16 protein-coding genes and 1 tRNA gene are annotated in these 26,593 nt (G+C 66.5%); 5 read left to right on the top strand and 12 right to left on the bottom strand.

All coding sequences use genetic code 11. The features are described from left to right. Positions 1-221: 221 nt before the first annotated feature. The 6 genes from drmC to HUT06_RS44220 all read right to left on the bottom strand — a co-directional run bounded on the left by drmC (position 222) and on the right by HUT06_RS44220 (position 14,526). On the bottom strand, positions 222-947 hold the full coding sequence (gene drmC / locus HUT06_RS42760) for a DISARM system phospholipase D-like protein DrmC (protein ID WP_176200907.1): 726 nt from the start codon (positions 945-947) through the stop codon (positions 222-224). A 14-nt stretch (positions 948-961) separates the two neighbouring features. Continuing rightward, complete coding sequence (gene drmB, locus HUT06_RS42755; protein ID WP_176200906.1) at positions 962-2,824, bottom strand: DUF1998 domain-containing protein; 1,863 nt, start codon at positions 2,822-2,824, stop codon at positions 962-964. Then, positions 2,821-6,447, bottom strand: a complete 3,627-nt coding sequence (gene drmA, locus HUT06_RS42750; RefSeq protein WP_176200905.1) for a DISARM system helicase DrmA — start codon at positions 6,445-6,447, stop codon at positions 2,821-2,823. Before drmA ends, drmB begins: the two co-directional genes overlap by 4 nt. 50 nt (positions 6,448-6,497) lie before the next feature. Further along, entirely contained in the window at positions 6,498-10,484 is a 3,987-nt protein-coding gene (locus tag HUT06_RS42745; RefSeq protein WP_176200904.1) for a type IIL restriction-modification enzyme MmeI, read from the bottom strand. Between the two features lie 104 nt (positions 10,485-10,588). Further along, entirely contained in the window at positions 10,589-13,756 is a 3,168-nt protein-coding gene (gene drmD / locus HUT06_RS42740) for a DISARM system SNF2-like helicase DrmD (protein WP_176200903.1), read from the bottom strand. Between the two features lie 275 nt (positions 13,757-14,031). Next, complete coding sequence (locus tag HUT06_RS44220) at positions 14,032-14,526, bottom strand: transposase (RefSeq protein ID WP_217711666.1); 495 nt, start codon at positions 14,524-14,526, stop codon at positions 14,032-14,034. 397 nt (positions 14,527-14,923) lie between these two features. Here HUT06_RS44220 and HUT06_RS42730 point away from each other — a divergent pair, with 397 nt between their 5' ends. Then, positions 14,924-16,042 (top strand): IS630 family transposase, encoded by a 1,119-nt coding sequence (locus tag HUT06_RS42730; RefSeq protein WP_176200902.1) that lies wholly within the window; start codon positions 14,924-14,926, stop codon positions 16,040-16,042. A 236-nt stretch (positions 16,043-16,278) separates the two neighbouring features. After that, entirely contained in the window at positions 16,279-17,505 is a 1,227-nt protein-coding gene (locus tag HUT06_RS42725) for an IS110 family transposase (protein WP_176201096.1), read from the top strand. A 263-nt stretch (positions 17,506-17,768) separates the two neighbouring features. Here the strand turns inward: HUT06_RS42725 and HUT06_RS42720 are convergent. The 3 genes from HUT06_RS42720 to HUT06_RS42710 all read right to left on the bottom strand — a co-directional run bounded on the left by HUT06_RS42720 (position 17,769) and on the right by HUT06_RS42710 (position 19,399). Beyond that, positions 17,769-17,842 (bottom strand) — tRNA-Pro (locus HUT06_RS42720). Between the two features lie 76 nt (positions 17,843-17,918). Next, the gene (locus HUT06_RS42715) at positions 17,919-18,503 is read right to left on the bottom strand and encodes a class I SAM-dependent methyltransferase (RefSeq protein WP_176200901.1); all 585 of its coding nucleotides are present in this window, start codon (positions 18,501-18,503) and stop codon (positions 17,919-17,921) included. Next, positions 18,500-19,399 carry a metallophosphoesterase gene (locus tag HUT06_RS42710; RefSeq protein ID WP_176200900.1) on the bottom strand — a complete coding sequence of 300 codons (900 nt, stop codon included), beginning with the start codon at positions 19,397-19,399 and terminating at the stop codon, positions 18,500-18,502. Before HUT06_RS42710 ends, HUT06_RS42715 begins: the two co-directional genes overlap by 4 nt. A 93-nt stretch (positions 19,400-19,492) precedes the next feature. Between HUT06_RS42710 and HUT06_RS42705 the strand changes: the two genes are divergently transcribed. Next, positions 19,493-19,945 (top strand): GatB/YqeY domain-containing protein, encoded by a 453-nt coding sequence (locus HUT06_RS42705; RefSeq protein WP_176200899.1) that lies wholly within the window; start codon positions 19,493-19,495, stop codon positions 19,943-19,945. Between the two features lie 35 nt (positions 19,946-19,980). Here the strand turns inward: HUT06_RS42705 and HUT06_RS42700 are convergent, their stop codons facing one another. Continuing rightward, positions 19,981-22,263 (bottom strand): transglycosylase domain-containing protein, encoded by a 2,283-nt coding sequence (locus HUT06_RS42700; RefSeq protein ID WP_176200898.1) that lies wholly within the window; start codon positions 22,261-22,263, stop codon positions 19,981-19,983. 326 nt (positions 22,264-22,589) lie between these two features. Between HUT06_RS42700 and HUT06_RS42695 the strand changes: the two genes are divergently transcribed. Further along, on the top strand, positions 22,590-22,901 hold the full coding sequence (locus HUT06_RS42695) for a WhiB family transcriptional regulator (RefSeq protein WP_089329881.1): 312 nt from the start codon (positions 22,590-22,592) through the stop codon (positions 22,899-22,901). Between the two features lie 134 nt (positions 22,902-23,035). Here the strand turns inward: HUT06_RS42695 and HUT06_RS42690 are convergent, their stop codons facing one another. Next, positions 23,036-23,314, bottom strand: coding sequence for a hypothetical protein (locus HUT06_RS42690; RefSeq protein ID WP_176200897.1), 279 nt, complete (start codon positions 23,312-23,314; stop codon positions 23,036-23,038). 442 nt (positions 23,315-23,756) lie between these two features. Here HUT06_RS42690 and HUT06_RS42685 point away from each other — a divergent pair, with 442 nt between their 5' ends. Next, positions 23,757-25,085, top strand: coding sequence for a hypothetical protein (locus HUT06_RS42685; protein WP_176200896.1), 1,329 nt, complete (start codon positions 23,757-23,759; stop codon positions 25,083-25,085). Between the two features lie 97 nt (positions 25,086-25,182). On the opposite strand, the gene HUT06_RS42680 is transcribed toward HUT06_RS42685, so the two are convergent. Further along, positions 25,183-26,349 (bottom strand): ArsA family ATPase, encoded by a 1,167-nt coding sequence (locus HUT06_RS42680; protein ID WP_176200895.1) that lies wholly within the window; start codon positions 26,347-26,349, stop codon positions 25,183-25,185. Positions 26,350-26,593: the final 244 nt, after the last annotated feature.

Below are 26,593 nucleotides of genomic sequence, written 5' to 3'. Positions count from 1 at the left end.
TCAGCACGGTCGAGAACGACTCACTGGCCGCGCTCGCTGCCTTTAGTTTAGCCTGCAACCTACGCCGTGACGTGGAAGTTGTGCGCAACAGTCTGCCCCTGCCCTACAGCTCCGGCGCGGTCGAAGGCCACGTTAACCGGTCTGCCACGTCGAAGGTCATATCCATTCCTGGCTCCGCGGTGTTCTTGACCTCATCTTGCCTGGTGACGGCTGTTGAGTCCTCAATAATTATTCTGCAGAATACCCTGCCTTCTCAAAGAGAGAATGTGGGCTCGAATTGAAGCCGGATGGTTGCCGCCACGGATGAGCATGCCGCATTCTAGATTGATTTCCATGGCGCGCTGAGTAAAATTGGCGCTGCCGACCAGGGCGATGTCAGAGTCGATCAGCAGAATCTTCGCGTGGAGGGCTGCGCCGGACTCCCTCTGTGTCGCAGGCCATGTCAGACGCTGAGCGTCGAGGTTGGGAAATGGCGCCGAATAGTTAGTGTAGTTGGGGTTTTCTGCGTTGCTTTCCAAGAGGAGAAGTATCTCAACGCCTCGTCTAGCCGCTGCCGTCAGCGCATCCGTAAGTGTTTTGTCTGAGTGCGTCGCGTAACTGACGAGGATGATCTCCTCGTGCGCCTCAGCGAGGAGAGATACCACGACCGCTGAGGTAAGCCTGCTAGTGGTGACGGCGGAATGCGGACCCGTCCATACAACGTCGAGATTTGGGCCACGGTCGGCGCTCTGACGTGCCGCCGCTGCTCCGGCGAGTGCCCCTGCGAAGAACTCACCTGAACCGCTGCCGATGCAGGTCAAAACTTCGGTGCAGGCACGTTGCATCGCGATGGAGCCGCTACTGGCACGTAGGGAACGGACGTCCTCGGAGCCGCTAAACGCCGCCCGGACGAGAGTTTCGATATCGGCCGCGGGGAGTTTGGACACTAGCCTGCGGGCGACGTCCACGGAATCCGCGCGAGTCATGGGAAAGCGTAACCATCGGCCGTGAGGTCCACGAGAACGGCTCGATCAAGCCACCGGTTGTTGATTTCGCAGCTGGTCTCGGAGGCGAAGAGACAAGCGTGGCAAGCGGCAGCGTGCAGTGTGTCCGAGGCGTCCGTGGGGACGTGCTCGGCGCAGAGCGGGTCGGAGGAGCAGTGGCGGGCTTGTTCGAATGCCTGGTCGAGTAGCGGCTTGAGGTGGGCGGCGTTTCCGAGGGAGACGAGGCCGCCTAGTGTGCCTTCGCTGTCACTGGCCGCAGTGGATAGCAAGATCCCCGCCATCGGGCTACTGGGGGTGCCGTAATAGATACGTTCTTGCAGGCTTGCTGAGGAGTATCCGCATTCGAGCGCCATCTGTCGCATCAGAAGGTGGCTGAGCGTGTGCAGAAGGGTATAGCGGGCGATCGGGAAGTACCTGTCCGGTGCGAGGCCCCTCTTGTGTCGCCACTGCGCGTAGGCACCACCCAGTGCGGCGATGCGCTCGTGTCCGGAGACGCGCCCTGCCCAGGCTCGTATGGCCTGTTCGTTGAGTTCGAGGAAAATGCCCTCACCACGTTTTTCTGACGCGGGGACCCACGTGGTGTTCCGGGCGAGCGGGACGATCGGGACCGCGTTGGGAGATTCGGGGTCGGGGGCGGAGATGCGAGTGAAACCGAGTAGAGCGCTGACCTCCCGCAGCCGGGGCACCTGTACCACCTGAATCAGCATCGGTTCGTACCCTGCTGGCGTGCTAGTCGGGACTGCCTTGAAGTCGTCATCCTGTTTGTCGGTGGTGGGATGGCACAGCAGGTCCCATTCGGCATCTTGAAGACTGTCGGCATCCCCGCCCTGCTGCGGGCCACCTGCGGCACGAAGTTGCTCGATGGCGGCCCAGACGTCAGCCAAGTCCTTCTCTCGTAGGGCCTTAAGGCCGTCCATTCGGTCGATGAGGAGCTGGACGACGGTGGCGTCAGGCTGGACACCGAGGATGTCCCAGTTCGCGGCGACGAGCTCGGTGATGGTCTGGCCCTGTGGTAGGTGCAGTGCGCTGGCACTGACGTTGAACCACAGGTTGCTGGCACCGAGGACCATCAGTTTGAGGTTCCGGCCGCAACGGGAGAATCGCTGTAGGTGCGGGTGACGACCTCGGCAACTGGGGAGATGCTCCCACCCATCAGAGCCTGCGGTCTCCTGAATGTTGCGGTTCGCACCGCACTCGACGCACTCGACGAAAACCCGCGGGCCGAGGGTACTCGCCGCGTCCCTCATGGTCAGCTTCGGGCCCATGCACGGGGTGGCCCTGCCCGCGTGGACAAAGTCGACGTAGGGGAAATCGTCGAGATGGCCGTTCTCGCAAGCGACGACGAAACGTGCGGGCACGCAGGCACGCTTGTTCTTGTCACGGGTCTTGACCTGCTGCAGGCACGTCTTGTGGATGATCTTCGCGAGGTCCGGGCGGTGACCGGTGGTGTGGATCAGTTCGAACTGGCCAGCTGGGTAGAGAGAGCCGAGACGGTGGCAGCGAGGGCAGCGAACCCAACCGGGGAACGGCGTGACCGGCACACCAGTCCGGGTCCACGGATCGTCGGACTCTTTGGGATCCCATGGTGCGGCCCGTAGCGACCGAATCTGCGGGCCCAGGCGTCGCTGCACGTCGGCCAGTAGCCGGGGCTCTTCGATGGTGGCCTGGTGTTCGGGGCTCCACGCGTCCAGCCCGCGTACAACGACGCTCATCGATGGCAGGTCCGCGATTGCGCCGACGCCGGTGGTCACCATGAGATGGCTCGGCCGTACCTGGCCGATCCGGGTAGGCGCGGTGCCGTTCTTTCGGGTCCGGCCGGCGGACGTGGGCAGGCTGGTCATGACGAGCTCCCTGGACGGCGGTCGTAGTCCCAGCCGGGAGCGTCCATGAGGCTCCGGTCGGTCCAGTCGAGTTGAAGGAGGATCTCGGGTTCTACTTCCCGCAGGCTCATAGGAGCCGACCATAGGTCCCAGGTTCCTTCGTCGGGTTTGCGGAGTAGCCCGGTCACATCTGCGGCCTCCCGGTAGCCGAGACTGCCCGTCGGCAGCTTCTTACGGCGTAGTTGCCATCGGTCGAGACGGTGCTGGGCTTGCGCGACGGTCACTGCGGCGGTGTCGTTGTCGTGAGTGACCCTCTCAGCGCGAGATCGGAGCAACCCGGCGAGGGCGTCAGCAACGGGGCCGTTCAGCGGCACCGCAGCGTTGTCGTGGGCCCCAACGTTCGGGAGGGACGCCATTCCGGCTTGGCGCAGCGCGGCGACGACTACGGCGGTCAGACCGCGATCGAGCGCCCGGTCGCTGAACGGCGTGGTGGTAAGGCCTTCGACACGCATGCCGAAAGTAGCGTGGTCATAGCAGAACGTCTCGTAGTGGGCCAGGTCACGCGGCCGGGTCCACTGGTAGATCGTGACGATTAGACCCGGCTTCGCAGGTTTACGGCCGACACGAGAGGTCGCCTGGATGTACTCGGCGGTGTTCTTCGGCTGACCAGTGACCAGCATCAAACCGAGACGGGGCACGTCCACTCCGACCTGCAGCATGCTTGTCGCCAGCAGCACATCAAGGGGGCGGGGCCGACCAGCCAGAAGCTCACGGGCCTTATCCCGATCAGCGCGGGCCATCTGCGCGAACGTCTGTATAGCCGTGGTCGAGTCGTGCGCGGGATCGAAGCGGTTTTCCAGGTCGGCGAGGGTAGTAGAAATCCGGTCGCTGGGCATCCGGCTGGTTAGCTCGCTGACCGTTGGGCGGCGCCGGCGCGTACGCACCTGCCGGCTTGCGAGCCTGTCGGAGATATCGTCATCGACTAGCCGGCGCATCCCGGCAAGCTCACGCGTTGAAGTGAAGTAGTCGACCAGGGTCATATAGGGATCAGCCGCTTCCCCGTGCCTGTCGAACAGGTACTGGGCGTGCTCAAGAAGCGCCGCTCCAACCCTGATCTCGACGGCCTTCAGCCTCTCGCCGGGTGCCATGATGCCGCGGTAACGGCGGCCGGGTGTGCGGGGGCTGGGCGTGGTGACGGTGGAGAAGAACGTCTCGTTCGCGTCCAGAACCTGAGTCGGGAAGACCGCGAGGTCGCGCGCGAACACCTGCTCCACCTGTGAGCGCGCCCGCCGGACGGTCGCGGTGGAGGCGACGAGGACCGGGCGGATGGTCTTGCCGTTGACAGTGCGGGAGGCCAGTTTATCGACGACGGTCTCATACAAACCGACCATGGAGCCGAGCGCGTCGCTGATGAGATGCAGTTCGTCTTGGATGATCAGATCGGGTGGACGGAGCCGCATTGCCGGCTCGGCCCTGACTGCGGGCAAGGTCGGTCCGGCGGCAGGGTGATGGCTGCGGCAAAAACCGGTGAAGTCGGGGTTCTGCCAGCCGTGCCGTGGGCAGCGCGAGTCGACCGTGCCGAAGAGCGTGGCGGTCGCGGCCTTCCAGGGAAGCTGAGCGAACTTGTCAACGGTGCTGATGACAAGCGCCGGTGTCAGCCGGTAGACCTCCTCGTCCACGGTCAGTACCGGGATCCCCTCTCGAGGGGAGTGACGGGGGGTGAATTGGCACTCGCCATTCGGATCACTGCAATGCAGCAGGATCCGACGCGCCCCCTCGACGGCCTTCATGTCACGCGATCGGGACAGAGCGGAGCCGCACCATGGGCACGCGACCAGTTGCAGGGGTCCACCGACCTTGCTCTCGTCGTCGCGATTGCTGTTGTTGACGACCGTCCGGGCGTCCTCATAGGTGTTCGGAGTGACCTTGCTCCCCACCCAGAGACCAAGCCGGAACGGCACGGTGCCCCACCGGGTGTCACCGTTGTCGATTCGCTCCTGCCGCAAGACCTCGCACGCGCACACCAGCGCGGCGGCTCGCTGGAACTGCTGCGCCGTCAACAACCGCAGCGTGTACCGCATCAGTACCGCGACACCATCGGAGCCATCACGGGCCTCTGCGTCGACCCCGACCACGCCCTGCAGTCTGCGGATCGCGAACGTGTACGCCGTCAACCCCAGGTACGCCTCGGTCTTACCACCACCAGTAGGGAAGAACAGGAGTTGCGCCTGGCCGTCATCGAGACCGCGGTGTGCGTCGCGATGGTTCGGATCGGTAAGGCCAGGCAGGCACAGGAGCACGAACGCGAGTTGGAACGGCCGCCACGTCCGGTTCTCGGGCACCTCCAGCTCATGCAGGAGCGCACTGACAGTATCGTCCGGCCGGTTGCGGCGCTCGCGAACGAGTTCGCTACGGACCCGCTGACGAGCCATCGCCTGGTTGGCGAATCTGAACGCCTCCCGCGCTACCCCGTTCTCGTTGAGCAGCTTGATCGCCCGGTCCAGCCGATCCGCCATATCCTTCGCATCTTTCAGCGCCCTTTCGGCGGCGTCGGCGTACCGGGCGATCTCCGGGTCCTGCGCAAGACGTGTGGCCTGGGTGGTCAACCAGGTACGGTACCCGGCTGCCAGCGGCCGAAGCTTCCGGATCAGATCGTTACGGGCCAACTCCGTGCTGCCGAGCTGGGTCATGTCCAGCTCCACACCCGGCATCGCGGCTGCTGTTACGGCCTCCACGAGCGGCACCTCGGCCTCGGGGAAGCTCGTTGTACTCAGCCGCCAGGCCCGCAACTCACCCGCCCGAACCTCAGCGTCCACCGCGCACTGTCGACCATGTGCGTACTGACGGTGCTCTCGGTACAGCATCTTCAGGTACAGCAGTTCGGGATCTTCATACTGCGGTGGCGGCGCGGACAGTTCGGGATCGTTGTGACCGACGAACACCGCGGCATGGCCATCGAACGCGGTCACGGTCATGCCCGCCTGATAGAGACGGGCCTCGTCCGCCGTGCGCTGTGGAGGCGCTTGCTCGTTCACGAGCATCACATCGACGATCCGGGTCCGGTCCCGATGCCGCACCGTATATCGAACAACGACGCCGTCCTGCCGACCGTCTGGAACCAGATAGTCCTTGGCTTCCTTCCCCAACGGGATCTCTACGGTTCCGCCAGCGGGGTGGCGCTTCCAGACTGTCCGAGGGTTGCCCTGCTCCGTCACCTGAGTCTCGGACTTTACCCTCCGGTACCAGCCCCACTTTGCTTCGACCAACACCGCGTCGATGTCATCGGGAACGGTGAAGGACAGCCCTAGAGCCGAGGCCGCCATTGAGCCGGAGCGCACTGCGGCGGTGCTGTCGGTGTCGCCGTCCCCGTCCTCCCCGAGGCCGGCCTGTTCAGCCAAGTCCGGATCGTCGGAGAACCTCAATGGGTCCTCGTCATCGGCAAGCTGCCCAGCTGAGGCGGGAGGGACGATTGGAGTATCGCGAGGCACCAAGCGCCCAAGGAGGTAGCGCTCCGCAGGAGTGGTACCAGCTTCCAACTCCTCGTCGTGTTCACCCCACGGACCAAGCAGATCCCGCTCCAGCAGCCGTTCGAGCTTGCCCCGTACATCGACCGAAGAGACCTTGGCTTCGCCTTCTGACCCCATAGGGACGACCTTACGCTGGACTACGGACAACCCGAGTGAACATCAACGGCTCAGCCCTGTGTCGCCTGGAACCGCTCCTCATTCAGGACTCGGAGCCGGTCCAGCATCTCGAACCGGGTATCGCGATCTACAGTCCATCGCATCCCGATCTTGGTCCGGTGGAACCCGACGTCGGGTTGCAGATCAGACCAACTGTACGCATCGAGGACCGCCAGGTCGATCTCCGCGTGCAGATCCCGTAGTGCCCGCACCTCCGGGTCTCTGACCGTCGAATTGTTCACGTTGTTGTACGTAGTAGTCAGGCCCCAGCTGCGGCTCAGCATGAGGGCGCGCCGTTTTTCGTCCAACTGCTCCCCAAGCTCTTCAAGCCTCTGAGTCATGGCCGGTCGGGGCAACGTTTCAAAGACGTTGGATGGCGCATACCGGATATCTGTCCGCATGAACGATGTCCATCGGATGACCCAAGAACTATGCAAACTTGACGAAAGAAACGCCAGACTCGCAAAGTCTTCAAGTGCGAAAACAACACATGCTTCGGAAAAGACGGGACCTGTAGGGACTCTCGCGGGAATCAAAGTGTTCCCTACTCGCGAGAGCGCAAGGACATTTTCCAGATTACTGATAGCCTCATAGAGTTCCGGTGCCAACCGTGTGAATCTCCACCAGATTTCGCGGCGCTGCCTGTCCTTCTTCTTGTCCCGCTCCGGCTTTACCTTGCGGCGTACTATCTCAATTAGGTCCGGGTATTGCTCTGCCCGTTCGAGGGGCCAGTTCCGAAAATTAATAACTTGCCTGCTGGCATCACAGCGTGGCCGTTGAGTGAGATCCTTGCCAATTATATATGGCTGTATGATTTCCGCATTGCGTGGATTGAGGGCGACAAGATCGTTTCGTTCTTCGTCGGTCAACGTGAACCCGAGGCCCAGAATGTTCGATCCCTGGAAGGCTAGGCCCGTGTTTTCGTACAGTGGGTGCGGACGCCCGGCGACTGTACCAACTACCTCAAGGTCTGGGCCGAGAGAAGGAACTTCCTCACCATCACGCCAGAGCGTACCTTCCGCCGAGGGGCTGGTTCGGCTCATCCACACTTCGACAATCTGTAGGCTTGCGCTCTTAGTCGGCCACGGATGTGTGGTGCGCGCTCGCCAGAGGCGCAGTTGCTTGCTGACCTGTTCGATGCCCACCTTCGCGGTGGCCCCTTCGACCAAAGTTTTCGTGGTGACGAATCCGAGTTGCCCGCGATTGTTGAGCAGTTTTTCTGCACGCAGCAAGAACCTGGCTGCCAGGTCGGCGCTGCCGGCCACCGCGTTGCCGTCCCAGCGTTGCAGCCACTTAAGGTAGTCGTCTCCCATTGGGCGACTGATCTTCTGTCCTCCCAGGAACGGGGGGTTCCCGACGATGGCGTCGAATCCTGGTTGGGGGGCGTCCACGAAGATCTCGGGGAACTCCAGCGGCCAGTGCAGGGGTACGCGTGATGCTGCTCCGGCGGGCTGCCCCCGTTGAAGATCAGCATCTGCCTCCGCTCGGAGTTTGGCCATGGCCTCACCATCGCTGGCCACAGCGAGGGCGAGATTGATAAACGGCGGATCCTGGTGCTTGCCCTTCGCACTCGCAGAGGTAAGACCGACACCAGTGATGGCGTCGGCGATTGTTGCAAGGTCCTGCTGCGCCCCCTGGGCTCGCTCGAGCAGCCTGGTTTTGTGTTCAATGTCGCGGATGGTGACCGCTGGCGTTGCAGTGATCGAGCGCCTGAGATCGGCGGTTTCTCTGAGTTGGGTCCGCCATTCTTCGGCGAGGTCGACCGTGCCATCGTTAAGCTTGCGACCTTTGGCCGGGTCGATGTGGAGCGCCTCAAGTTGTGCTAGGGAGGTGAGTCCGAGAAGGGAGTCTCCGCACGCGATCCGGTCGTCGAGGAATCCGAACGGTCGTTCTCTGTCCATGGTGATCAGCCACAGCGACAGTTTGGCCATGGAGACAGCAAGCGGGTTGATGTCGACCCCGTACAGGCAGTTCTCGGTCACCAAGCGGCGTGCGCCGAGGAGCACCGCATCGACCTCACTGTCGGCAGCGACACGTTGACCCGCCCGTTGCTGGGCGGCGCGGATCGCGTCCTCGCGGCCCTCATATTCCCAGGCCAGGACAAGTTTCTCCGCGAGGTATCGGCATGCTGCGACGAGGAACGCGCCCGACCCCATCGCGATGTCGGCAACCCGCAGGTTACGGATCTCAGGCGATGGGCGAAGCCGCCATGCTGTCGTATCAGCCGTTTCAAGCGGACCTGGCCGGTGAACGAGCGGATCCAAAGCGTGCCTGACGACCTCCTCCGCCAACCGTCGCGGAGTGTAGTGGGTACCCGAACTGGCCCGGCGAGAACTGCGCGCGACGTATCGGCCGCCCGCAAAGGTGACAGCGGGCAGACCGAGCTGATTGGTGCGGATGATCGGCAATAGCGGTTCAAGTGCCTGGTAATCGGAACCTTCTCCGACGAGGCGCTTCAGCGCCTCCCTCTGGTCTGGGGTCGGTCCGGCGGCGAGCGCCTTGCCCAATGCTTTCGCGTCCCAACCGGATCGTTCGGCGAGCCACACGGAGAAGCCTGTCTCAGTCAGAGTCTCGCGTTGCCTGGTTACTTCGCTGAGGCTGGCCTCGCAGACATCGGATTTAAACTTCTCACGCGCGCTCTTCCCTTGCCTCGGCCAAGTGCTGGGTCTAGGCAGAGAGAGGATTGTCTCCTGAGCGGTCTGCGCTTGGAGTTCGAGGAGTCCCTCGTAGACATATCCGATCTGTTCGACGTCGAGGGCCCGAAAGGTCAGGCGTCGGCGTTCACCGTCAATTTCAATGTACTGAACGGCTCGGAGGACCTTCAGGACGGTCTGGTCATCGATGGCGGGCGGCTCCGCCATCGAGAGAGCGTCACCGGGGCGGCGGCCTTCAAGCCACGGGTAGGCATCGGGGTCGAACATCTCACCGCCGTAGGCGGGGAGCCGAAGGTCCTCGTGTGCAATGCCTCCGAACAGCGCACGGCTGACAGCCAGGAGTCGATGCCAGGCCGCGGTCCGGTTGGCGAGGGCTTGCTCGCCAGAGACAGCAGCGCGCTTCTCGAGCTGGTCGACGAGGTACCCGACACTGTAAGCGGTGACGTAGGCATCCTCGTCGCTGGGCAGGAGCTGGCGTTCCTCAGCGAACAGTAGGAACACCACGCGCATCATGAAGGTGACGACGCCGGAGTAGAGGGCTTCGTCGTCGACCTCGCGCAGGAGGTTGCCGCCGCTGTCGCGGTCGAGTTGGTCGAGTCTTGCGGTGAGCATCTCGACGGCGTCGCGAACCTGAGCGCCAAGAGTCTCGGTGACCTCTTCTTGCCGGTTAAGGCTTTCCCGGAGGAGGTGCGGGAGAGCGTCGCCTGGCTCAACGGCCAGGAATTGGAAGCGACGCAGGAAGGCGACGAACGCGTCCAGTGTGCTCGGTTCGGTGCTGAACAGGTCAGCGTCCCAAACCGCGGCGCCGGTGGTGCCGCCGGTCGGCGCCCACACCAGGCCCCACCAGCGGCCGTCGGTGAGCAACCCAATCGGGACGTCACGGGCGCGTAGGAGCGCCGCGAGCCGGTCGACGGCGGTGCCGGCCCCGCTGCCCGTCACGCGCTCAAGTGGATGGGTCCCCCACGGAAGGACCATTCCGAGGAGCCGCCATTCCGATTCCTCTGCGTCCTGCAATCCGTCAGACTCCTCCGACGCGTCGGAGGAGTCCTCATCTGATTCGTCTTCGTCGTCGGAGGTGTCGTCCTCGATACTGAGGTCAGCTCGGAAGGCGAAGTCGGGGCGCAGCGGGGTGCCATGGCCGGGGAGTGCCTCAGCAAGGTGGACGGGGACGTCCGCGTCGATCAGCAGGTGGTGCTGCCAGTCCAGAATATCTCGCAGCATCGTCTCGATGACCTTGTGGCGGGAGACCCCGTGGGTGTTGAGCATGTCCTCGACGAGGAGCCTGAGGTCGGCGCGATGCTGATTGGGGACCGGTGGCAACCCACTGGGGAACACTCGATGCACGACGGGTAGGGCAAGGAACGGTCCAGACACTGTCAGGAGGTCCAGCCACGCATGCCGTCTGCGGATCTCCTCCGACACTCCCCCGGATGCCTTACGGCGACGCTTCACTGGCCGGTCCATCCCTGGGGAACGCACAAGGCGACGGCGAAGGGGAACACCAGGTCCTTGACGCCCTGGTAGCGACGTTCGACCGCCTGCAACTCGCGCTCCGTTTCTGTTCCTAGCCCGTCGATGCGGGCTTGCCAGGCGGCCCGGTCGCGCTCCACGCGGGTCCGTTCCTCCGTGAGGAGGTCCTCGATGCTCAGCTGAGCGTAGGTCGGGCTAGCCAGTGCGGACCTCAAGGTCGCCTCAAGTTGACTAAAGGTATCGCGGACACGGGCCTGCTCTTCGGTCTTACGGCGACCGAGTTCCTTGTCCAGGTCGGTGAGCCGTTCCTGCCCAGCGTCCTGAACGTCACGTGCAAGAAGGCGTTCGACGTTGCCCCACGCACGCAAGAACTGCTCTTTGGCCGCCTCGGGCGCTGGGAAGCACGCCTTGGGTCCGAAGCCGTCCTCGATGGCCCGGCGCAGCCGTTCTTTCGAGTCGTCTTCTTTGGGATCTTGTTTGCGAAGCTGCCCCAGGTCGATGCGCCGGGATCGGCCCGTGGCCGGGATGGCGCGGGCGACCGGCAAGACCTCCTCGTGGAGGCGATGCCCGTCGGCGCCGACGACGACGAGGCGGGCAAACGCCACGGCGAGTAGATCGGTGATGCCACTGTCGTCTGGCAGGGTGACCCGTACGGCAGCAACCCGGTGTAGGCGAGTCGGGCTGCCCCAGATGGCGCTGCGCAGCAGGCTGCTGCTGTGCGAGACGAGCGGGTACTCCAGGTGTGCTTGGACGACGTCGTCTCGGCTCTCGGCTACCGAACCGTTGAAGGTCAGCGGCAGTGTCTCCCCTGACAACGGATCGGTGAGGCCGATGAGAGTGCGTTCCCAACCGTGGCGTAGTTCGGGGACCTCGACAAGGTCTGGCCCGACATCGACGAGGGCGGGCTGATCGGCCAGCGTCAGTGCAGTGTCGACGACGCGCCGGATGTTATCCGGAGCAACGTGCAGTTTGCGTTCGCTTCGGTTGAGCTGCTCGCGCAGTCTCTGGGCGTGGGCGCGCATGTCCTGCTCAGCGGCCATTAGCCCGGTCTCGACACCCGGCATGGGTTCGAGGACGAGCGGGTCGTCGTACACCTTTCGTCCGAGCATCCGCGCCTCGACACCGGCCGCGAGGACGGGGTTCACGCTGCCCAGGTCCCGCCGCTCGATCGCGATCTTCTTAGCGACGCGACTCAGATACTCCAGGTCGTTCTTGTACGACTCGGGTTCGGCGGTCTCCCAGCCAGCCCCGACGAAATGGACAACGTCGACGGGGTGGCGCTGGCCGAGCCGGTCGACCCGCCCGATGCGTTGCTCGAGCCGGTTGGGGTTGAACGGGATGTCGTAGTGGATGATCCGGTGGCAGTGATTCTGTAGGTCAATGCCTTCGCTAGCCATATCTGTGGCCAGCAGGATCCGCAACGGATCCCGGTGCGGCGCGGCCTGGAATGCCGCCTTCAGATGCTCGCGGCGTTTCGGGTCCATCCCGCCGTGCAGCAGGCCGAGCCGCTCGCCTCCGAGTCCGCGTGAGGTGAGGATCTCCGCCAGCCATGTCTGGGTGGCCGTATACTCAGTGAAGATGATCACGCGGTCTGCGGGGTCCGTGCTGAGGATCCGCTCGATCTCGGCGACCAGCGCCTGGGCCTTGCTGTCGGATCGGTCGGCGAACCTCTCACACCAGACCCGCATCTCCTCCAGCAGCAGGTGGCCGTCCTCGCCGACCGGGTTGGCCGTATGGACCAGGCGCAGCAACAACTCCTGTTCGACGACGCTGCCGGGCTCGTCATCAGGGGTCTCAGCATCCCACTCTGCGGCTTCCTCGAGCCAGTCGAGGGCGCCATCATCGGTGACCGCCTGTCGGCCCGAGCCGAGCACGGTGGCCGTATGCGCGGTCAATGTGCGGTGGAACGCCGCGGGGGAAGAGAACAGCCGCTTCTTCAACAGCAGTGTGAGCAGGTCGTTCGTCTGGATGCTCCGGCCGGAATGACTGATCCGTGCGTGTCGGTACCGCTCCAGTAGGTTGTGGATCTGTTCCTCATCCTGTGAGTAGTGCACGTCGATCGCACGGGGCACCCGAGGCTGGAACACCGGCTTGTTGCCCTCGTCCATGATTTCGGTCTTGAGCCGGCGGACCATCACCTCCTCCAGGACGCTGCGCTCCGGGGCGACACCAGGCATGAAACGTTGCGGCTCGAGCATGGCCAGAAGGGCTCGCCAGGCGTCCTCGTAGCCGTTATGTGGGGTAGCGCTGAGGAACAGGCGATGCTGGCTATACTCGGCGACCTTTCGGACCGCTTGTGTCTGCTTACTGTCCACCGCGAGCCGAGCACCGCCTCGCGGCACCGCAGGCGTGCAGTGATGCACCTCATCGACCACGAGCAGGTCAAAGAACCCTGTATGCCGGTCCTTAGGCTTCAGGACGGCTTCGAGGAGCCGGTTGACGCGGGGTGTGCGCAGCCACTGAAGGCTGATGATCGTACGAGGGAAGACCGTGAAGGGATTCGCCTCTGGGCCATGAGTACGGCGCAGGTCCCGGAGGGCCTCAGCGTCTAGGACAGTGAAGTCGAGGCCGAACTTCGATCCCATCTCCTCACGCCACTTGCCCGTCAGCGGGGCCGGGCACACGACCAAGATCCGCCGGGCACGGTGGCGCAGCAGCATCTCCTGAATCACTAGGCCCGCCTCGATGGTCTTCCCGAGGCCAACATCATCGGCGATCAGGAGATTCACCCTCGGCATGCTCAAAGCTTTGGCCACTGGAGCCAGTTGATGGGTGTGCAGGGAGATCCCAGCCCGGAACGGCGCCTGCAAAGTAGTGGTGTCCGCGCTGGCCACGGTGCCCCAACGGACGGCGTCCAAGAACGCTCCTAGTCGCTGCGGATCATCCCACCCCTGCTCGGTCACCTCCGGAAGCTGATCGCTCGCAACCACTCGGTGCCCCGGCTCGATCTCCCAGATGAGGCGAAGCTCCTCACCGACGTCGTCGCCGCTCACATTCATCAAACTGACGAGGGTTCGGCCAGGTAGCCGGACCGACGCCAGCTCATCGATCGGCTGCCTGCTCCGCTTAACATCGACGACGACCCAGTGCTCACCGCGCACGCGCACGAGCTCGCCCTGCTCAGGGGCCACATCCAGAGAAGTCATCGCCGTCCGCTCCCATGCCCATCCGAACAGTCTCAGCAGAAACCTCGGCACTATGGCCGCACCCTCAGAAACAACAGGACTCTTACTTCTACCAGGACCGACTGACGCAATGTGACGCAGTGGGGCGCATTGGACATTTTCGGCCGTGATCATTTTGTCGGGTCGAGAGGCCCATCGACGTAGGACAGAGTGGGCCGTCGGCATCCACGCGGGGCCCAGCCGGCGCTTACACCCCGTGCCTCACAGCAAGGGGGCACAGTGACTAAACGACGCTCCTATCGTGCAACTGGTGCGGCGATTGCCGTTGCGCGGGCGAGGACCTGGTAGATCTCACGGGCGACGTAGCGTTTGAGGCACCGGATGATCTCCTTTTTGGTCTTGCCCTGGGCGGTGCGGCGAGCGAGGTGGTCCTTGGTGCGCTGGTCCATGCGGACCGGACCAGGACGATCGTCCAGAGGGCGTTGTTGCCGCCGCGATATTGAGACGGTGACGGCCGCCGGTGAGGCCGCGCTGCCGGTGGGCAGGGGCGCGGCGCCGGCCATGTGGGCGAAGTCGACTTCACTGCGCAGCCGGTGCGGATTGTCGCCCGCCGCGACCAGCAGTGTCGCGGCGACGCCCGGCCCGACACCGGCCAGTTCCAGGAGCGCCGGTGCGCAGCGGCGGACGAGCGCCTCGATCTCGGCGTCGACATCGGCCAGTTCCTCGTTGAGTATCTTGCAGCGGCGGGCGAGCCAGCGCGTATCGCTCTTGCCGTCGTTGCGCTGGGCCATGCGGTCGCGGCGGGGCCGGCTGGCCTCCAGGCCGAACTGGCCGTGTGCTTGGAGGCGACGGGTCTGGCCGGCGCCGTAGCTTCCGGTTCCCTCGACGGCGAAGCCGCGCAGCTCGTCCCCGAGCGAGCATGCCCAGAGTCCAGCAGGGTGACTCTGCCGTCGCGGGTGGTCGGGACCGTTATGTCCCCGAGCTAGCGGCCGCGCTCGTCCAGAGCGACTGCCACGTTAACGTCCCGGTGGGTGTCGACGCCGACCCAGACCTCCAGTGGGGCGTCTAGTGCGATGACCGCGAACGTTCACCGGGTTGGGTGACACGCCGGGCAGGGTCCGGGACGGGCAGGTTGATCGGCTTCACCCTCGATGAGGACAGGTCGTTGTCGAGAGGGGAGTCGGGTTGGTGGCAGAACCGGTCAGAGCACGGCAGTTGACCGAGGACGAGGGGCGCCGGCTGCAGCAGATCATCCGGCGGGGCGGGCACGAGTCGATCCGGGTCCGCCGGGCGATGATCATCCAGGCGTCGACGGCAGGGACACCGGCCCCGGCGATCGCCCGGCTGGTCGCCGCCCACGAGGACACCGTCCGGGACGTGATCCACGACTTCAATCAGCGGGGACTGGCCTGCCTGGACCCTAACTGGGCGGGAGGCCGCCCCCGCCGCATCTCGGGCGATGACATCGCGTTCATCATCCAGACGGCCACCACGCGCCCGACCAAGCTCGGCCGCCCGTTCACCCGCTGGAGCGTCCGCAAACTCGCCGACCACCTCACCGGCCACAGCGACCGGAAGATCCGGATCGGACGCGAGCGGCTGCGGCAGATCCTGCATGAGCATGGGGTCACCTTCCAGCGCACCCGCACCTGGAAGACCTCCAACGACCCCGACTTCGACACCAAGCTCGACCGCATCGAGGAGGTCACGACCCGGTTCGCGGACCGGTGCTTCGCCTTCGACCAGTTCGGGCCACTGTCGATCCGGCCCTGCCACGGCACCGGCTGGGCCGAGCAGGGGCGCCCGGACCGGCTGCCGGGGACCTACCGGCGCACCCACGGCGTCCGCTACTTCCACGGCTGCTACTCACTCGGCGATGACACCCTGTGGGGCGTCACCCGCCGCGGCAAGAGCGGCGCCAACACCCTGGCCGCGCTGAAGTCCATCCGCGCCGCCCGCCCCGACGGCGCCCCGGTCTACGTCATCCTGGACAACCTGTCTGCGAACAAGACACCACAGATCAGAGCCTGGGCGGCCCGCAACAACGTCGAACTGTGCCTCACACCGACCTACGCCTCGCGGGCCAACCCGATCGAGGCCCAATTCGGGCCGCTGCGCACCTTCGTGATCGGTAACTCCAGCCATCCCAACCACACCGTGCTCGCTTGGGAGATACAGGCCTACCTGCGCTGGCGCAACGCCAACGCCCGCCATCCCGACGTGCTGGCCGCCCAGCGCCGCGAACGCGCCCGGGTCCGCAGCGAACGCCGGCAACGCCGGGGACGACCCCGCCCCAAGGCCGCCTAATGGGAGCTGCGGGGTCGTAGAGACTCGGTAGCCGTAGCCGCCAGCAGGTGAGCACTCTCGCCGCCGGAAGCGTCCGACTTCTGTGGTCAGACCGTGCCCCTGCTGGCCGGCCGGGAGGCCAGACCGTTGATGGGGTGGCGTGCCCGCCGATCGGGGCGTGAGCACTAGATCCATTAGGCCGCGTGCCGCGCCTTCCGCAGGCTGCAAGGAGCGAAGTACCTGACCAGGAGGACGAGTTGCTGCTGATCGGCGATGACTGGGCCGAAGACCACCATGATGTCGAGATCCAGGACGAGGCCGGCCGGAAACTGGCCGCCGCGAGGCTGCCTGAGGGTGTGGAGGGGATCGCCAAGCTGCACGAGCTCGTCGCCAAGCACGGCGGCGGGGACCTTGACGCCGCCGAGGTCGTGGTCGGGATCGAGACCGACCGCGGCTCGTGGGTGCAGGCCCTGATCGCCTCCGGCTACCGCGTCTATGCGATCAATCCCCGGCAGGTGGCCCGGTTCAAGGAGCGGTACGCCTCCTCCGGCGCCAAGAGCGACAAGGGCGACGCACACGCACTGGCCGACATGGTCCGCATCGACCGGGCCCAACTGCGGCCGGTGGCCGGGGACAGCGCCCAGGCCCAGGCCGTCAAGGTCGTCGCCCGCGCCCACCAGACCCTGATCTGGGAACGCACCCGCACCTTCCAGCGGCTGCGCAGCATGCTGCGGGAGTACTTCCCCGCCGCCCTGAACGCCTACGCCGGCCTGGCCCTGACCAGCACGGACGCACTGGAACTGCTGATCAAGGCACCCACACCGGCAGCCGGGGCCAAGCTGACCCGCACCCAGATCACCGGTGTCCTGGCCCGCGCCCGCCGACGCGACCGGGACACCAAAGCGGCCGCGATCCAGACCGCGCTGCGCCAACGACAGCTCGGCCTGCCCGAGCCGGTCACCGCCGCCTACGCGGCCACCGCCACCGCGCACGCCCATCTGATCATCGCGCTGAACGCGCAGATAGCCGCGATCGAGGAGCAGGTGAAGGCCCATTTTCGAACGCACCCGGACGCTGAGATCTACCTCTCGATGCCCGGCATCGCGGAGATCACCGGCGCCCGGGTGCTCGCCGAGTTCGGAGACGACCCCACCCGCTACGCCTCCGCCAAAGCGCGCAAGAACTACGCCGGCACCAGCCCGATCACCCGGGCATCCGGCAAGAGCCACACCGTCCAGGCCCGCTACGTCCGCAACAACCGCCTCGCCGACGCCCTGCAGACCCAGGCGTTCTCCGCCCTGCGCGCCTCCCCGGGCGCCCGCCGTTACTACGACAAGCAACGGGCCCGCGAGACCGGCTACAACCCCGCCCTGCGCCAGCTCGGCAACCGCCTCGTCGGCATCCTCCACGGATGCCTCAAGACCCGCACCCTCTACGACGAAGCAACCGCCTGGTCACACCACACCCAATCCCACGCCGCTTGACACCCAAACGACATGGGGTGTCTGACCAGACCCGGTAAAGGTTCGTGGTCACCGCACTAGCAGGTGGCGATCATCTCCCGGGAGAGGCAGGGGCCCCGGTTCAGATGGGGGCTGGAGGGAGCTGCAATGTGGCCAGTGGGGTGATGGTGCGTGACCCTGGATGTTGTGAGGTCGCGTTCGGGGGCGGGGTCAAATGGGGGTCAGACGATCAAGAGGCCGGTTCCCCTGGTGGTGGGAACCGGCCTCTGACCTGCATCTTTGTGTCGGGGTGGCGGGATTTGAACCCACGACCTCTTCGTCCCGAACGAAGCGCGCTGCCAAGCTGCGCTACACCCCGGTTGGTGGCTGCCCGGGAGTCGTACGTTCTCCCGGCGCCTAGTCCACCTTAGCGGATGTCTGGGGGTGCTGCGTCCCTATTTACGGGCTGTGAAGGCGGTCACTGCGCCGGTGGGGGTGAGCTCTATGTCTCTGAGGCCGGCGGCCGTCAGCCAGGTTCGGAGGTCTTGGGTGGTGCCTGGGGTGCCGAAGACGCCCAGGCGTTGGAAGGCGGTGATCAAGGGGTCGCGGTTGGTGCCTCGGACCAGGGTTGTGCCGCTCAGGGTGCCGCCTGGGCGTAGGACGCGGGTCAGTTCGGCTAGGGCTGCTGGTGGGTCGTCCAGGCAGTGGAGGCCGTTGTAGGTGACGCAGGCGTCGAAGGTGGCGGGGTGGAAGGGGAGGGCGTAGATGTTGGTCTGGACGAGGGTGTTCGTCTTGCGGCGGGCCCGGTGGAGCATGGTCGGGGAGAGGTCGGCGGCTACATGGCGGGAGCCGCGGACGGCCAGACCTCCGCCGCAGGGGATGTCCAGGGTCAGGGCCGTTGGGTCTTGGGTGGATATGGCCCTGCGGAGGTTGGCTATGTCGTAGTTCCAGAGGATCCGTGCACCGAGGTGGGAGAGTGCGCGGTTCTGGACGGCGTAGTCGTAGAGGGTGGAGAGGGCGGTGGCGGTCTTCCAGTTCACGTCCGGGGGACGAGGGTGAGGAGGGTGGCCTCGGGCGGGCAGCAGAAGCGCATGGGGGCCTTCGGGGACGTGCCCAGGCCAGCGGAGACGTGCAGCCAGGAGCCCTGGTGGCGGTGCAGGCCCTTCACGCGGGGGCGGTCGATGCCGCAGTTGGTGGCCAGGGCGCCGTAGAAGGGGACGCAGACCTGGCCGCCGTGGGTGTGGCCGGCGAGGAGGAGGTCGTAGCCGTCGGCGGCGAAGCGGTCGAGGTTGCGGGGCTCGGGGCTGTGCATGACGCCGAGGTGGACGTCGGCCTGCGGGTCGACCGGGCCGGCGATCTTGTCGTAGCGGGCGCGGTCGATGTGGGAGTCGTCGATGCCGCCGAACTCGACGTCGAGTTCGCCGACCTTGAGGCGGCCGATGCGGTTGTTGAGGTCGAGCCAGCCGGCGGCCTGGAGGGACGAGCCGAGTTCGCGGTACGGGAGGTCGGGTTCGCGGCGGCGGCCCTCGTAGTCGGACTTGCTCGTGCGCCAGACGTAGCGCAGGGGGTTCTTCAGGACCGGGGAGTACAGGTCGTTGGAGCCGTAGACGAAGACGCCTGGGCGGTCCAGGAGGGGGCCCAGGGCGTCCAGGAAGGGGCCTATGGCGTCGCGGTGGGAGAGGGTGTCGCCGGTGTTGACGACGAGGTCGGGCTCCAGGGCGTCCAGCGAGCGGACCCAGTGGATGAGGCGCGTCCTGCCGGGGGTGAGGTGCGCGTCGGAGATGTGCAGGATCTTCACCGAGGGACGCCCCGGCGGCAGCACGGGGACGTCGACGCGGCGCAGCCGGAACCAGTTCCGCTCGATCACCGATGCGTACCCGAAGGTCGCGGCTCCCGCGCCCAGGAGGCCCAGGGGCACGGCGTAGATCTTTCGCACGACTCTCCCTTCTCAGGGTCCCATGCTTTCAGACATGGGCACCGCGCGGTAATCCTGATGAGGCAGAAGGTACGGGACGGGCATGATGTTGGCATGACCCTGAAGGAGAAGCTGGAGACCGATCTCGCGTCCGCGATGAAGGCGCGCGACGAGGTGCGCACGCGCACGCTGCGCATGGCGCTCACCGCGGTGAAGAACGAGGAGGTCGCCGGCAAGCAGTCGCGCGAGCTGTCGGACGACGACGTCGTCAAGGTGCTCGGCCGGGAGGCGAAGAAGCGGCGCGAGGCGGCGACGGCGTTCGGTGACGCGGGGCGTGAGGCGCAGGCGCAGGCCGAGCGGGACGAGGGCGCGGTGCTGGAGGAGTACCTTCCGGCGCAGCTGGGCGACGCGGAGCTGGCCGCGCTGGTCGCGGACGCCATCGCCGAGACGGGTGCGGCGGGGCCGCGCGCGATGGGGCAGGTCATGAAGGTCGTGAACCCGAAGGTCGCCGGGCGGGCCGAGGGCGGCCGCGTCGCGGCCGAGGTCAAACGGCAACTGGCGGAATGACGAAGGGCCCGGCATCGCGCCGGGCCCTTTCGCTTCTAGTCGGGTTTCTTGCCGCTGCTCACGTAGAGGATGACGGTCGTGCCGGGCGGGACTTCGGTGCCCGCGTCCGGTGAGGTCGAGACGACTGTTCCGCGTGGCTTGTCCGAGTCGACGGAGCCGGAGGCGACCTGGACCTTCAGGTCGGCCGCGGTGAGCTTGGTCTTGGCGGCGGCGACCGTCTGGTTCTTGACGTCCGGGACGCGGGTGGTGTCGCCGAAGTCGCGGGACGGGGTCTGGAAGCCGGGGGCGGGCTCGCCCGCCAGGGCGCGCTGCATGGACGTCCGCCAGAGCGGGCCGGGGATGGTCGCGCCGTAGATGCCGTACACCTTGTACTGCCAGGGGCCGCGGTAGTCCCAGTAGGCGACGGCGGACGCGAGGTTCGGCGTGAAGCCGGCGAACACGGCGCAGGTGAACTCTTCACAGGTGCCGGTCTTGCCGGCGGCGGGGCGGCCGAGGCCGAGCCCGGCCGCGGTGCCCTTGGTGAGGACGCCCTGGAGGATGGAGTTCACCTTGTCGGCGACGTCCTGGTCGAGGGCCTGGTGGCAGTCCTGCTCGGGCAGCTTCAGCTTCTTGCCCTGCGGGTCGACGACCTCGGTGACGGAGATGGGCGAGCAGTACTTGCCGCGGGCGGCGAACCCGGCGTAGGCGGCGGCGAGGTGCACCATGTCGACGTCGTTGACGCCGAGGACCTGGGACGGGGTCGGCAGCAGCGGGTTGCCGTTGCCCTGCTTCATCCCGAACTTCTCGGCCATCTTCACGGCGTTGCAGACGCCGACGCGCTTCTCCAGGTACGCGTAGAAGGTGTTGACCGAGTGCCAGGTGCCGGTCTTGAGGTTGAAGTTGCCCTTCTCGCTGTCGCCGGCGTTGGACACCGTCCAGGGCGCGCCGCCGCCGACGAGGTCGTTCTCGTACTTCTTGCCCTGCCATGTCCCGGTGTAGCGGCACGGCTGGAAGCCGCCGACCGTCGCGGTCTGCGGCGAGTTGATGGTCGTGCTGACCGGGATGCCCTGGTTGATGGCGGCGGCGAGCGTGAAGACCTTGAAGGTCGAGCCCGCCGACACGCCGTTGCCGCCGCCGTGGTGGGAGTCGGCGGGGAGGTTGATGGTCGTCCGGCCCTTGCCGGGGCCGAACCGCTTGCTCACGCCGATCGCCTTGATCTTGCCGGTGCCGGGCTCGACCATCGCCTGGGCGGCGACGCGGTTGCCGCCGGGCCGGACGGAGCCGCGCAGGGTCTTGTCGACGGCGTTCTGGTCCTGCATGTCGAGCGTGGTGCGGATGGTGTAGCCGCCGCGGTTCAGCTCGTTGACGATGCTCTGCTGCTCCTTCGGCTTCAGCTGCCAGTACTTGCCGTCCGACAGGATGTTGAGCATGTCGTACTTCACGTACTCGCAGAAGTACGGCGCCTTGCTGGACTGGCAGCCGCCAACCGGGTCGGTGCGGTTCAGCTGGATGGGCTTGGCGGCCTCTTGGTCAGCCTGTGCCTTGGTGATGTGCTGCAGCTGGGCCATCCGGTAGAGGACGACGTCACGCCGGTGCCGCGCGTCCTTGGGGTTGCGGATGGGGTCGTAGGCGGTCGGGTTCTGCGTGATGCCGGCCAAGAGGGCGGCCTGGCCGAGGGTCAGTTTGGACGCCGGGACGCTGAAGTAGCGCTTGGCGGCGGCCTGCACCCCGTACGCGCCTGCGCCGAAGTAGGCGATGTTCAGGTAGCCCTCAAGGATCTGGTCCTTGGTGAGGCGCTGCTCGATGTCGAGCGCGTAGCGCAGCTCGCGCAGCTTGCGTCCGACCGTGGGGGCCGTGGCCTCCTTGTACTCCTCCTGCGTGCGGGCACTGTCGACCAGGAGGTTCTTCACGTACTGCTGCGTGAGCGTGGACCCGCCCTGGGTCTGCTCCGACTCGACGTTGGACGCCAGTGCGCGGATGGTGCCCTTCAGGTCGAGCGCGCCGTGCTCGTAGAAGCGCGAGTCCTCGATGTCGATCATGGCCTTGCGCATGATCGGGGCGACCTGGTCCAGCCGGACGGACTCGCGGTACTTGTCGAAGAACGTCGCGACCTGCTTGCCGTTCGCGTCGTACATCACCGTCTTCTCGGACGGCGGCGACGTCTTGAGCTGGCTGTCCATGTCGTCGAAGTTGTTCGCGGCGTCGCGCGCGGTGAGCCCCGCGCTGCCGACGGCCGGCAGTGCGATGAGGGCGACGATGAGACCCGCCACCACCCCGGCTCCGAGCAGCCTGAACAGCGTGGAAGCGGACTTGACCCGATCGGTTTTCGCAACGCGCACGTGGTCTAGGGTACGCGGGACGAGCAGTGCATTAGGGACAGGTCCCCTGCGTCACCACGTTCCGGTCTCGGCTGCGCCGGAGGATCGTCCGTTATGCCCTCATGATGACAACCTGCGCTGTGTCTGGCGCGTCAACTACAGGTAACTAGTCCGTTCCGGCGGTATGGCCCCGGTGGGCTATATCGAGAATGGGCCCATCGGGGGCTGTTGAAACGTCCCTCGCTTCCGTAAGTTCTTCCCCACGGCTTTCGTTTGGCGGCCTGACGTCCGCGCCCGTCCGGCCAAGGAGCGCAAATCGACACAGACCCTAGGGGAGTGGGGCCAAGATGTGGATCACGGATTGGACCGCCCGCGCCGCCTGCCGTAACGCGGATCCGGATGCCCTGTTCGTGCAGGGAGCGGCGCAGAACCGGGCCAAGCTCATCTGCCGCGGCTGCCCAGTGCGCACGGAGTGTCTCGCTGACGCCCTCGACAACCGGATCGAGTTCGGTGTCTGGGGCGGGATGACCGAGCGGGAGCGCAGGGCACTGCTGCGGCGGCGACCGGATGTGCGGTCGTGGCGCGATCTGCTGGAGACCGCGAAGGAAGAGTACGAGCGGTCGGTCGAGGCGGACGAGCAGGAGCTCGTCGCCAGCTGACCTCGGCGGGCCGCGAGCGGCCCGTCCAGGCGTCCGGCAGAGGTTGGTTCTAGGGACCGGCACGGTCCAATGAGAGCGTGGCCGCGGGCCCGCACCGTTTCGCGGTGCGGGCCGCGGCCACGTGCTCTGCCCTCTCACTGATCGTCCACCTGCATCGACGGATGCCGTCTGCGGGTGGCGTCTGCGCTGCTTCGGGCGCTGGTCGGTGGCAATGGGGCGATCAGCTCGCGAGGGACGCTTTTCCGCGCGTCGAGTCGACGTCGGCCTGTGCGTACGCCCTGGTCGGTGGTCATCTGCGCCCGAATGCGCGCCCCGGCGGCGTGTGCATCGTCGTCGGCCGCGTCGCTGATGGGCTTGGTCAGCACCGTCGCTTCGCAACGGAGTTGCCTCTCCTGGGCGGCGAAGTGAAGCATGAACATCACATCACGCGGCGATTTCGCCTTTTAGGACCGACAGTGCAGTCATTTTGTGCGCGCCGGTACTGATCGTCGCGGTATCGCCATTGGCCCTCGCGGTCACGCCATCGGACGGGGGCCGGCGGCCCGGGCGACAGCCGGGCAGCCGGGCGCAGCCGTCACGCGGTCGGCAGTGACAAGGCTCACCAGAGCGACGGCGCTCGCGCGATCGGATGGAGGGCGGCGGGCCGGTCGGCTTGGAGTTGGCCAAGGGGCGGCCAAGAAGCGGTGGCCGGGAGCGCATCGTCCCAGCTCGGAGCGCTGATCATCGTAGGGTCCGTGCGGGCGCGCCGCGCGGACGGACGCGGACGCGCCGCCGTTCACCGGAGCGAGGGGGCACGTTGTGACGGGACGTTGGAGGATCACCGCGGCGGTCACCGGGGCGACCGCCATGGCGGCCTTGTCCGCCGGTTTGCCGGCCGCCGGAAGCGCGTCCGAGCGCACGGGGCCGTGGGTCCTGATGGCGCAGGAGAACTTCGACCGGCCGCTGCGCGTCGACGGCGAGCCGTGGCGCCTGGACCCGCAGGGGCCGCGCAGCCCCTGGCACGTCGACGCGTTCGACGACGACGGCGAGGCCTGGACGAAGATCAGCGGGCCGCTGTTCAAGAAGCAGCTCGACACCCTCAACGTGTTCCGCAAGCGCGTCGCGTTCGGCCGGGACGGGTGGCTGACCGCCGAGGTCGCCGCCGTCGACAAGGACCGCGACGGCCGTCCGGACTCGCGCCCCGGCCTGTCCAACGCGTCCCTCCCGGGCGGGCACAAGGTCGCGCGGATCTCCGAGCCGAGCTGGGACGCCGGCGTGCTGATCCGGCCCACCCGCCCGCTGCCGCCGCGCTACCGCGTGGAGATGACGCTGCGCGGCATCGACTTCGGCGGCAAGCGGCACGGCACGTGGGACTACAACGGCAGGCACAACGGCTACACGCGCGAGCCGTGCAAGACCCGGTACCCGTGGACGTTCCAGGGCGCGCTGCCCGGCAAGACGCGCTGCCAGTACCCGGACGTGACGAAGGAGAACGGGTTCTACTACCTGACGATCCTCGACTACGCGAACCCGGCGCCGCACGGCAACCCCGGCATCCACTACCGGCGCAAGGTCATCATGGACGGCTACTACAGCGACGACGAGCGCTGGAAGAACGCCGGGACCTGCAACCCGAAGACCGGCAAGATCTACCGGACGTTCGACGGCACCTTCAACGGGGTCAACGCGCTGTTCGTGCGCGGCGACATGTTCCGGGAGGCCGCCAACAACAACATCAGCAACGAGTACTACATCAAGACGGCCTGCGGGAACGTGTCCATGGACAAGCCCTACGGGCCCGGTGGACGGTTCAAGCAGCACCTCACGAGCGCCGAACTCCAGCCGCAGCTGCTGCCCAAGGCGTCCTACCGGTTCGCCGTGGAACGCGACTCCACCGGGTACACGCTGGAGATGAGCGGCCCGTTCCTGCACACCGGGCAGACGACGCTGCGCGTCCACCATGACTTCGTGGAGGACGGCCGTCCCATCTGGCACTACAACCAGACGCCCGGCGAGTACGACGGCCGCTTCGACCGCAGGCTCGTCCACAAGGGGCCTGCTGGGACGTACATCACCAAGCACAGCTGGCCCAAGGGGTCGGCCTATCCCGACTCGTTCATCATCGGCGACCCGCACCTGAACTACTACGAGGGCCAGGCATACGTCGACGACATCCGTCTGTACGTCCCGAGCAACGCCAGGTAGACGCTGCTGGCAAGAAGGCGTCGGCTCGGCGTCGCGTCCGTTGGGAGACGCACGGCCAAGTGCCCGCCGACCGCGGAACGGGCGGCGGGCGGCCGGGTCAGGCGGCGGCGGTCGGGGTCGAGGTGGGGGCGGCGAGGTCCTCGCCCACCTGGCGCAGGCCGTCCAGGTCGTGGACGTCCTCGGCCTGGGCGGGGACCGCCGTGACCGGGACCGTCGGGTGCGTGGACGCGAAATGGTCGCGGAGGCGCTCCTCGCGCGCGGCCAGCTGCATGCGGTCGGTGTGCAGGCGCAGCAGCGCCGCGGTCAGCGCGTGCTCGCCGCGCTCCTCCAGCGTCTCGGCGGCGGCCTGGCTGCGCGCCGCCGACAGGCCGTCCGCCGCGGACTCGTGGACGCGGTTCACGACGAGCCCGGCCAGCGGCATCCGCTCCTCGGCGAGCCGCTCGACGAAGTAGGACGCCTCGCGCAGCGCGTCCGGCTCGGGCGCGGCGACGACGAGGAACGCGGTCCCGGGGGTCTGCAGCAGCTTGAACGTCTTCTCGGCGCGCTCCCGGAACCCGCCGAACATCGTGTCGAACGCGGCGACGAACGTCTGCACGTCGCGGAGCAGCTGGACGCCGAGGACCTTGTTGATGGCCCCGGTGAACATGCCGAACCCGGCGCTGATCACCTTGACGCCGAAACGGCCGCCGGTCTTGGCCGGGGCGGCGAGGATCTTCATGAAGCGGCCGTCGAGGAAGCGGCCCATGCGCTCGGGGGCGTCCAGGAAGTCCAGGGCGTTCCGGGACGGCGGCGTGTCCACGATGATGAGGTCCCAGGCGCCGGAGCGGTGCAGCTGCCCGAGCTTCTCCATCGCCATGTACTCCTGCGTGCCCGACAGGCTGGACGACAGCGACTGGTAGAAGGGGTTCGCGAGGATCTGCTTCGCCCGGTCCGGGTCGGAGTGCGCCTCGACGATCTCGTCGAAGGTGCGCTTCATGTCGAGCATCATGGCGTGCAGCTCACCGCCGCCGTCGCCGTCGATCTCGATCTTGCGCGGGTTGTTGTCGAGCTCCGACAGGCCCATCGACTGGGCGAGCCGGCGCGCCGGGTCCACGGTGAGGACGACGACGTCCCGCCCCCGCTCGGCGGCCCGGACCCCGAGCGCGGCGGCCGTGGTCGTCTTCCCGACCCCGCCGGACCCGCAGCACACGATGATCTTCGTGCGCGGGTCGTCGAGCAGCGCGTCGACGTCCAGGGCGGGGGGAGTCTTGCTGATCGGGCTCATCGCTTCACCTCTGCCGTCCGGCCTCCGGCACTCCGCCGGGCTCGCTCCACACACCCCGCAACGCCGCTCCGCGAGCGAACCCAGGACACTCCAGGCACGGCCCCCGCAACCACGACCGGCCGCTCACCATCCCCCGGCACCGCCACCATGCGGGTGCCTTGTGGGGAACAGCCCCTTGCAAATGACCGCAGCGTGCCGTCTTTGCGCTGGGTCATGCCTGTTGCTTGTGGGGGGTGACCGCTCA

Origin of the sequence: Actinomadura sp. NAK00032 (assembly GCF_013364275.1) — a bacterium.
In the GTDB taxonomy this organism is placed as follows: Bacteria; Actinomycetota; Actinomycetes; order Streptosporangiales; family Streptosporangiaceae; genus Spirillospora.
Note: the sequence above shows the minus strand (reverse complement) of the source record. Positions and strands in the feature narration are given on the sequence as shown.

Bases quoted from the DNA above. Each gene is read 5' to 3' on its own strand.
- drmB (WP_176200906.1), bottom strand. From the start codon at position 2,824: ATGACCAGCCTGCCCACGTCCGCCGGCCGGACCCGAAAGAACGGCACC.
- drmA (WP_176200905.1), bottom strand. From the start codon at position 6,447: ATGGGGTCAGAAGGCGAAGCCAAGGTCTCTTCGGTCGATGTACGGGGC.
- drmD (WP_176200903.1), bottom strand. From the start codon at position 13,756: ATGACTTCTCTGGATGTGGCCCCTGAGCAGGGCGAGCTCGTGCGCGTG.
- HUT06_RS44220 (WP_217711666.1), bottom strand. From the start codon at position 14,526: ATGGCCCAGCGCAACGACGGCAAGAGCGATACGCGCTGGCTCGCCCGC.
- HUT06_RS42705 (WP_176200899.1), top strand. From the start codon at position 19,493: ATGACCCTGAAGGAGAAGCTGGAGACCGATCTCGCGTCCGCGATGAAG.
- HUT06_RS42695 (WP_089329881.1), top strand. From the start codon at position 22,590: ATGTGGATCACGGATTGGACCGCCCGCGCCGCCTGCCGTAACGCGGAT.
- HUT06_RS42690 (WP_176200897.1), bottom strand. From the start codon at position 23,314: ATGCTTCACTTCGCCGCCCAGGAGAGGCAACTCCGTTGCGAAGCGACG.
- HUT06_RS42680 (WP_176200895.1), bottom strand. From the start codon at position 26,349: ATGAGCCCGATCAGCAAGACTCCCCCCGCCCTGGACGTCGACGCGCTG.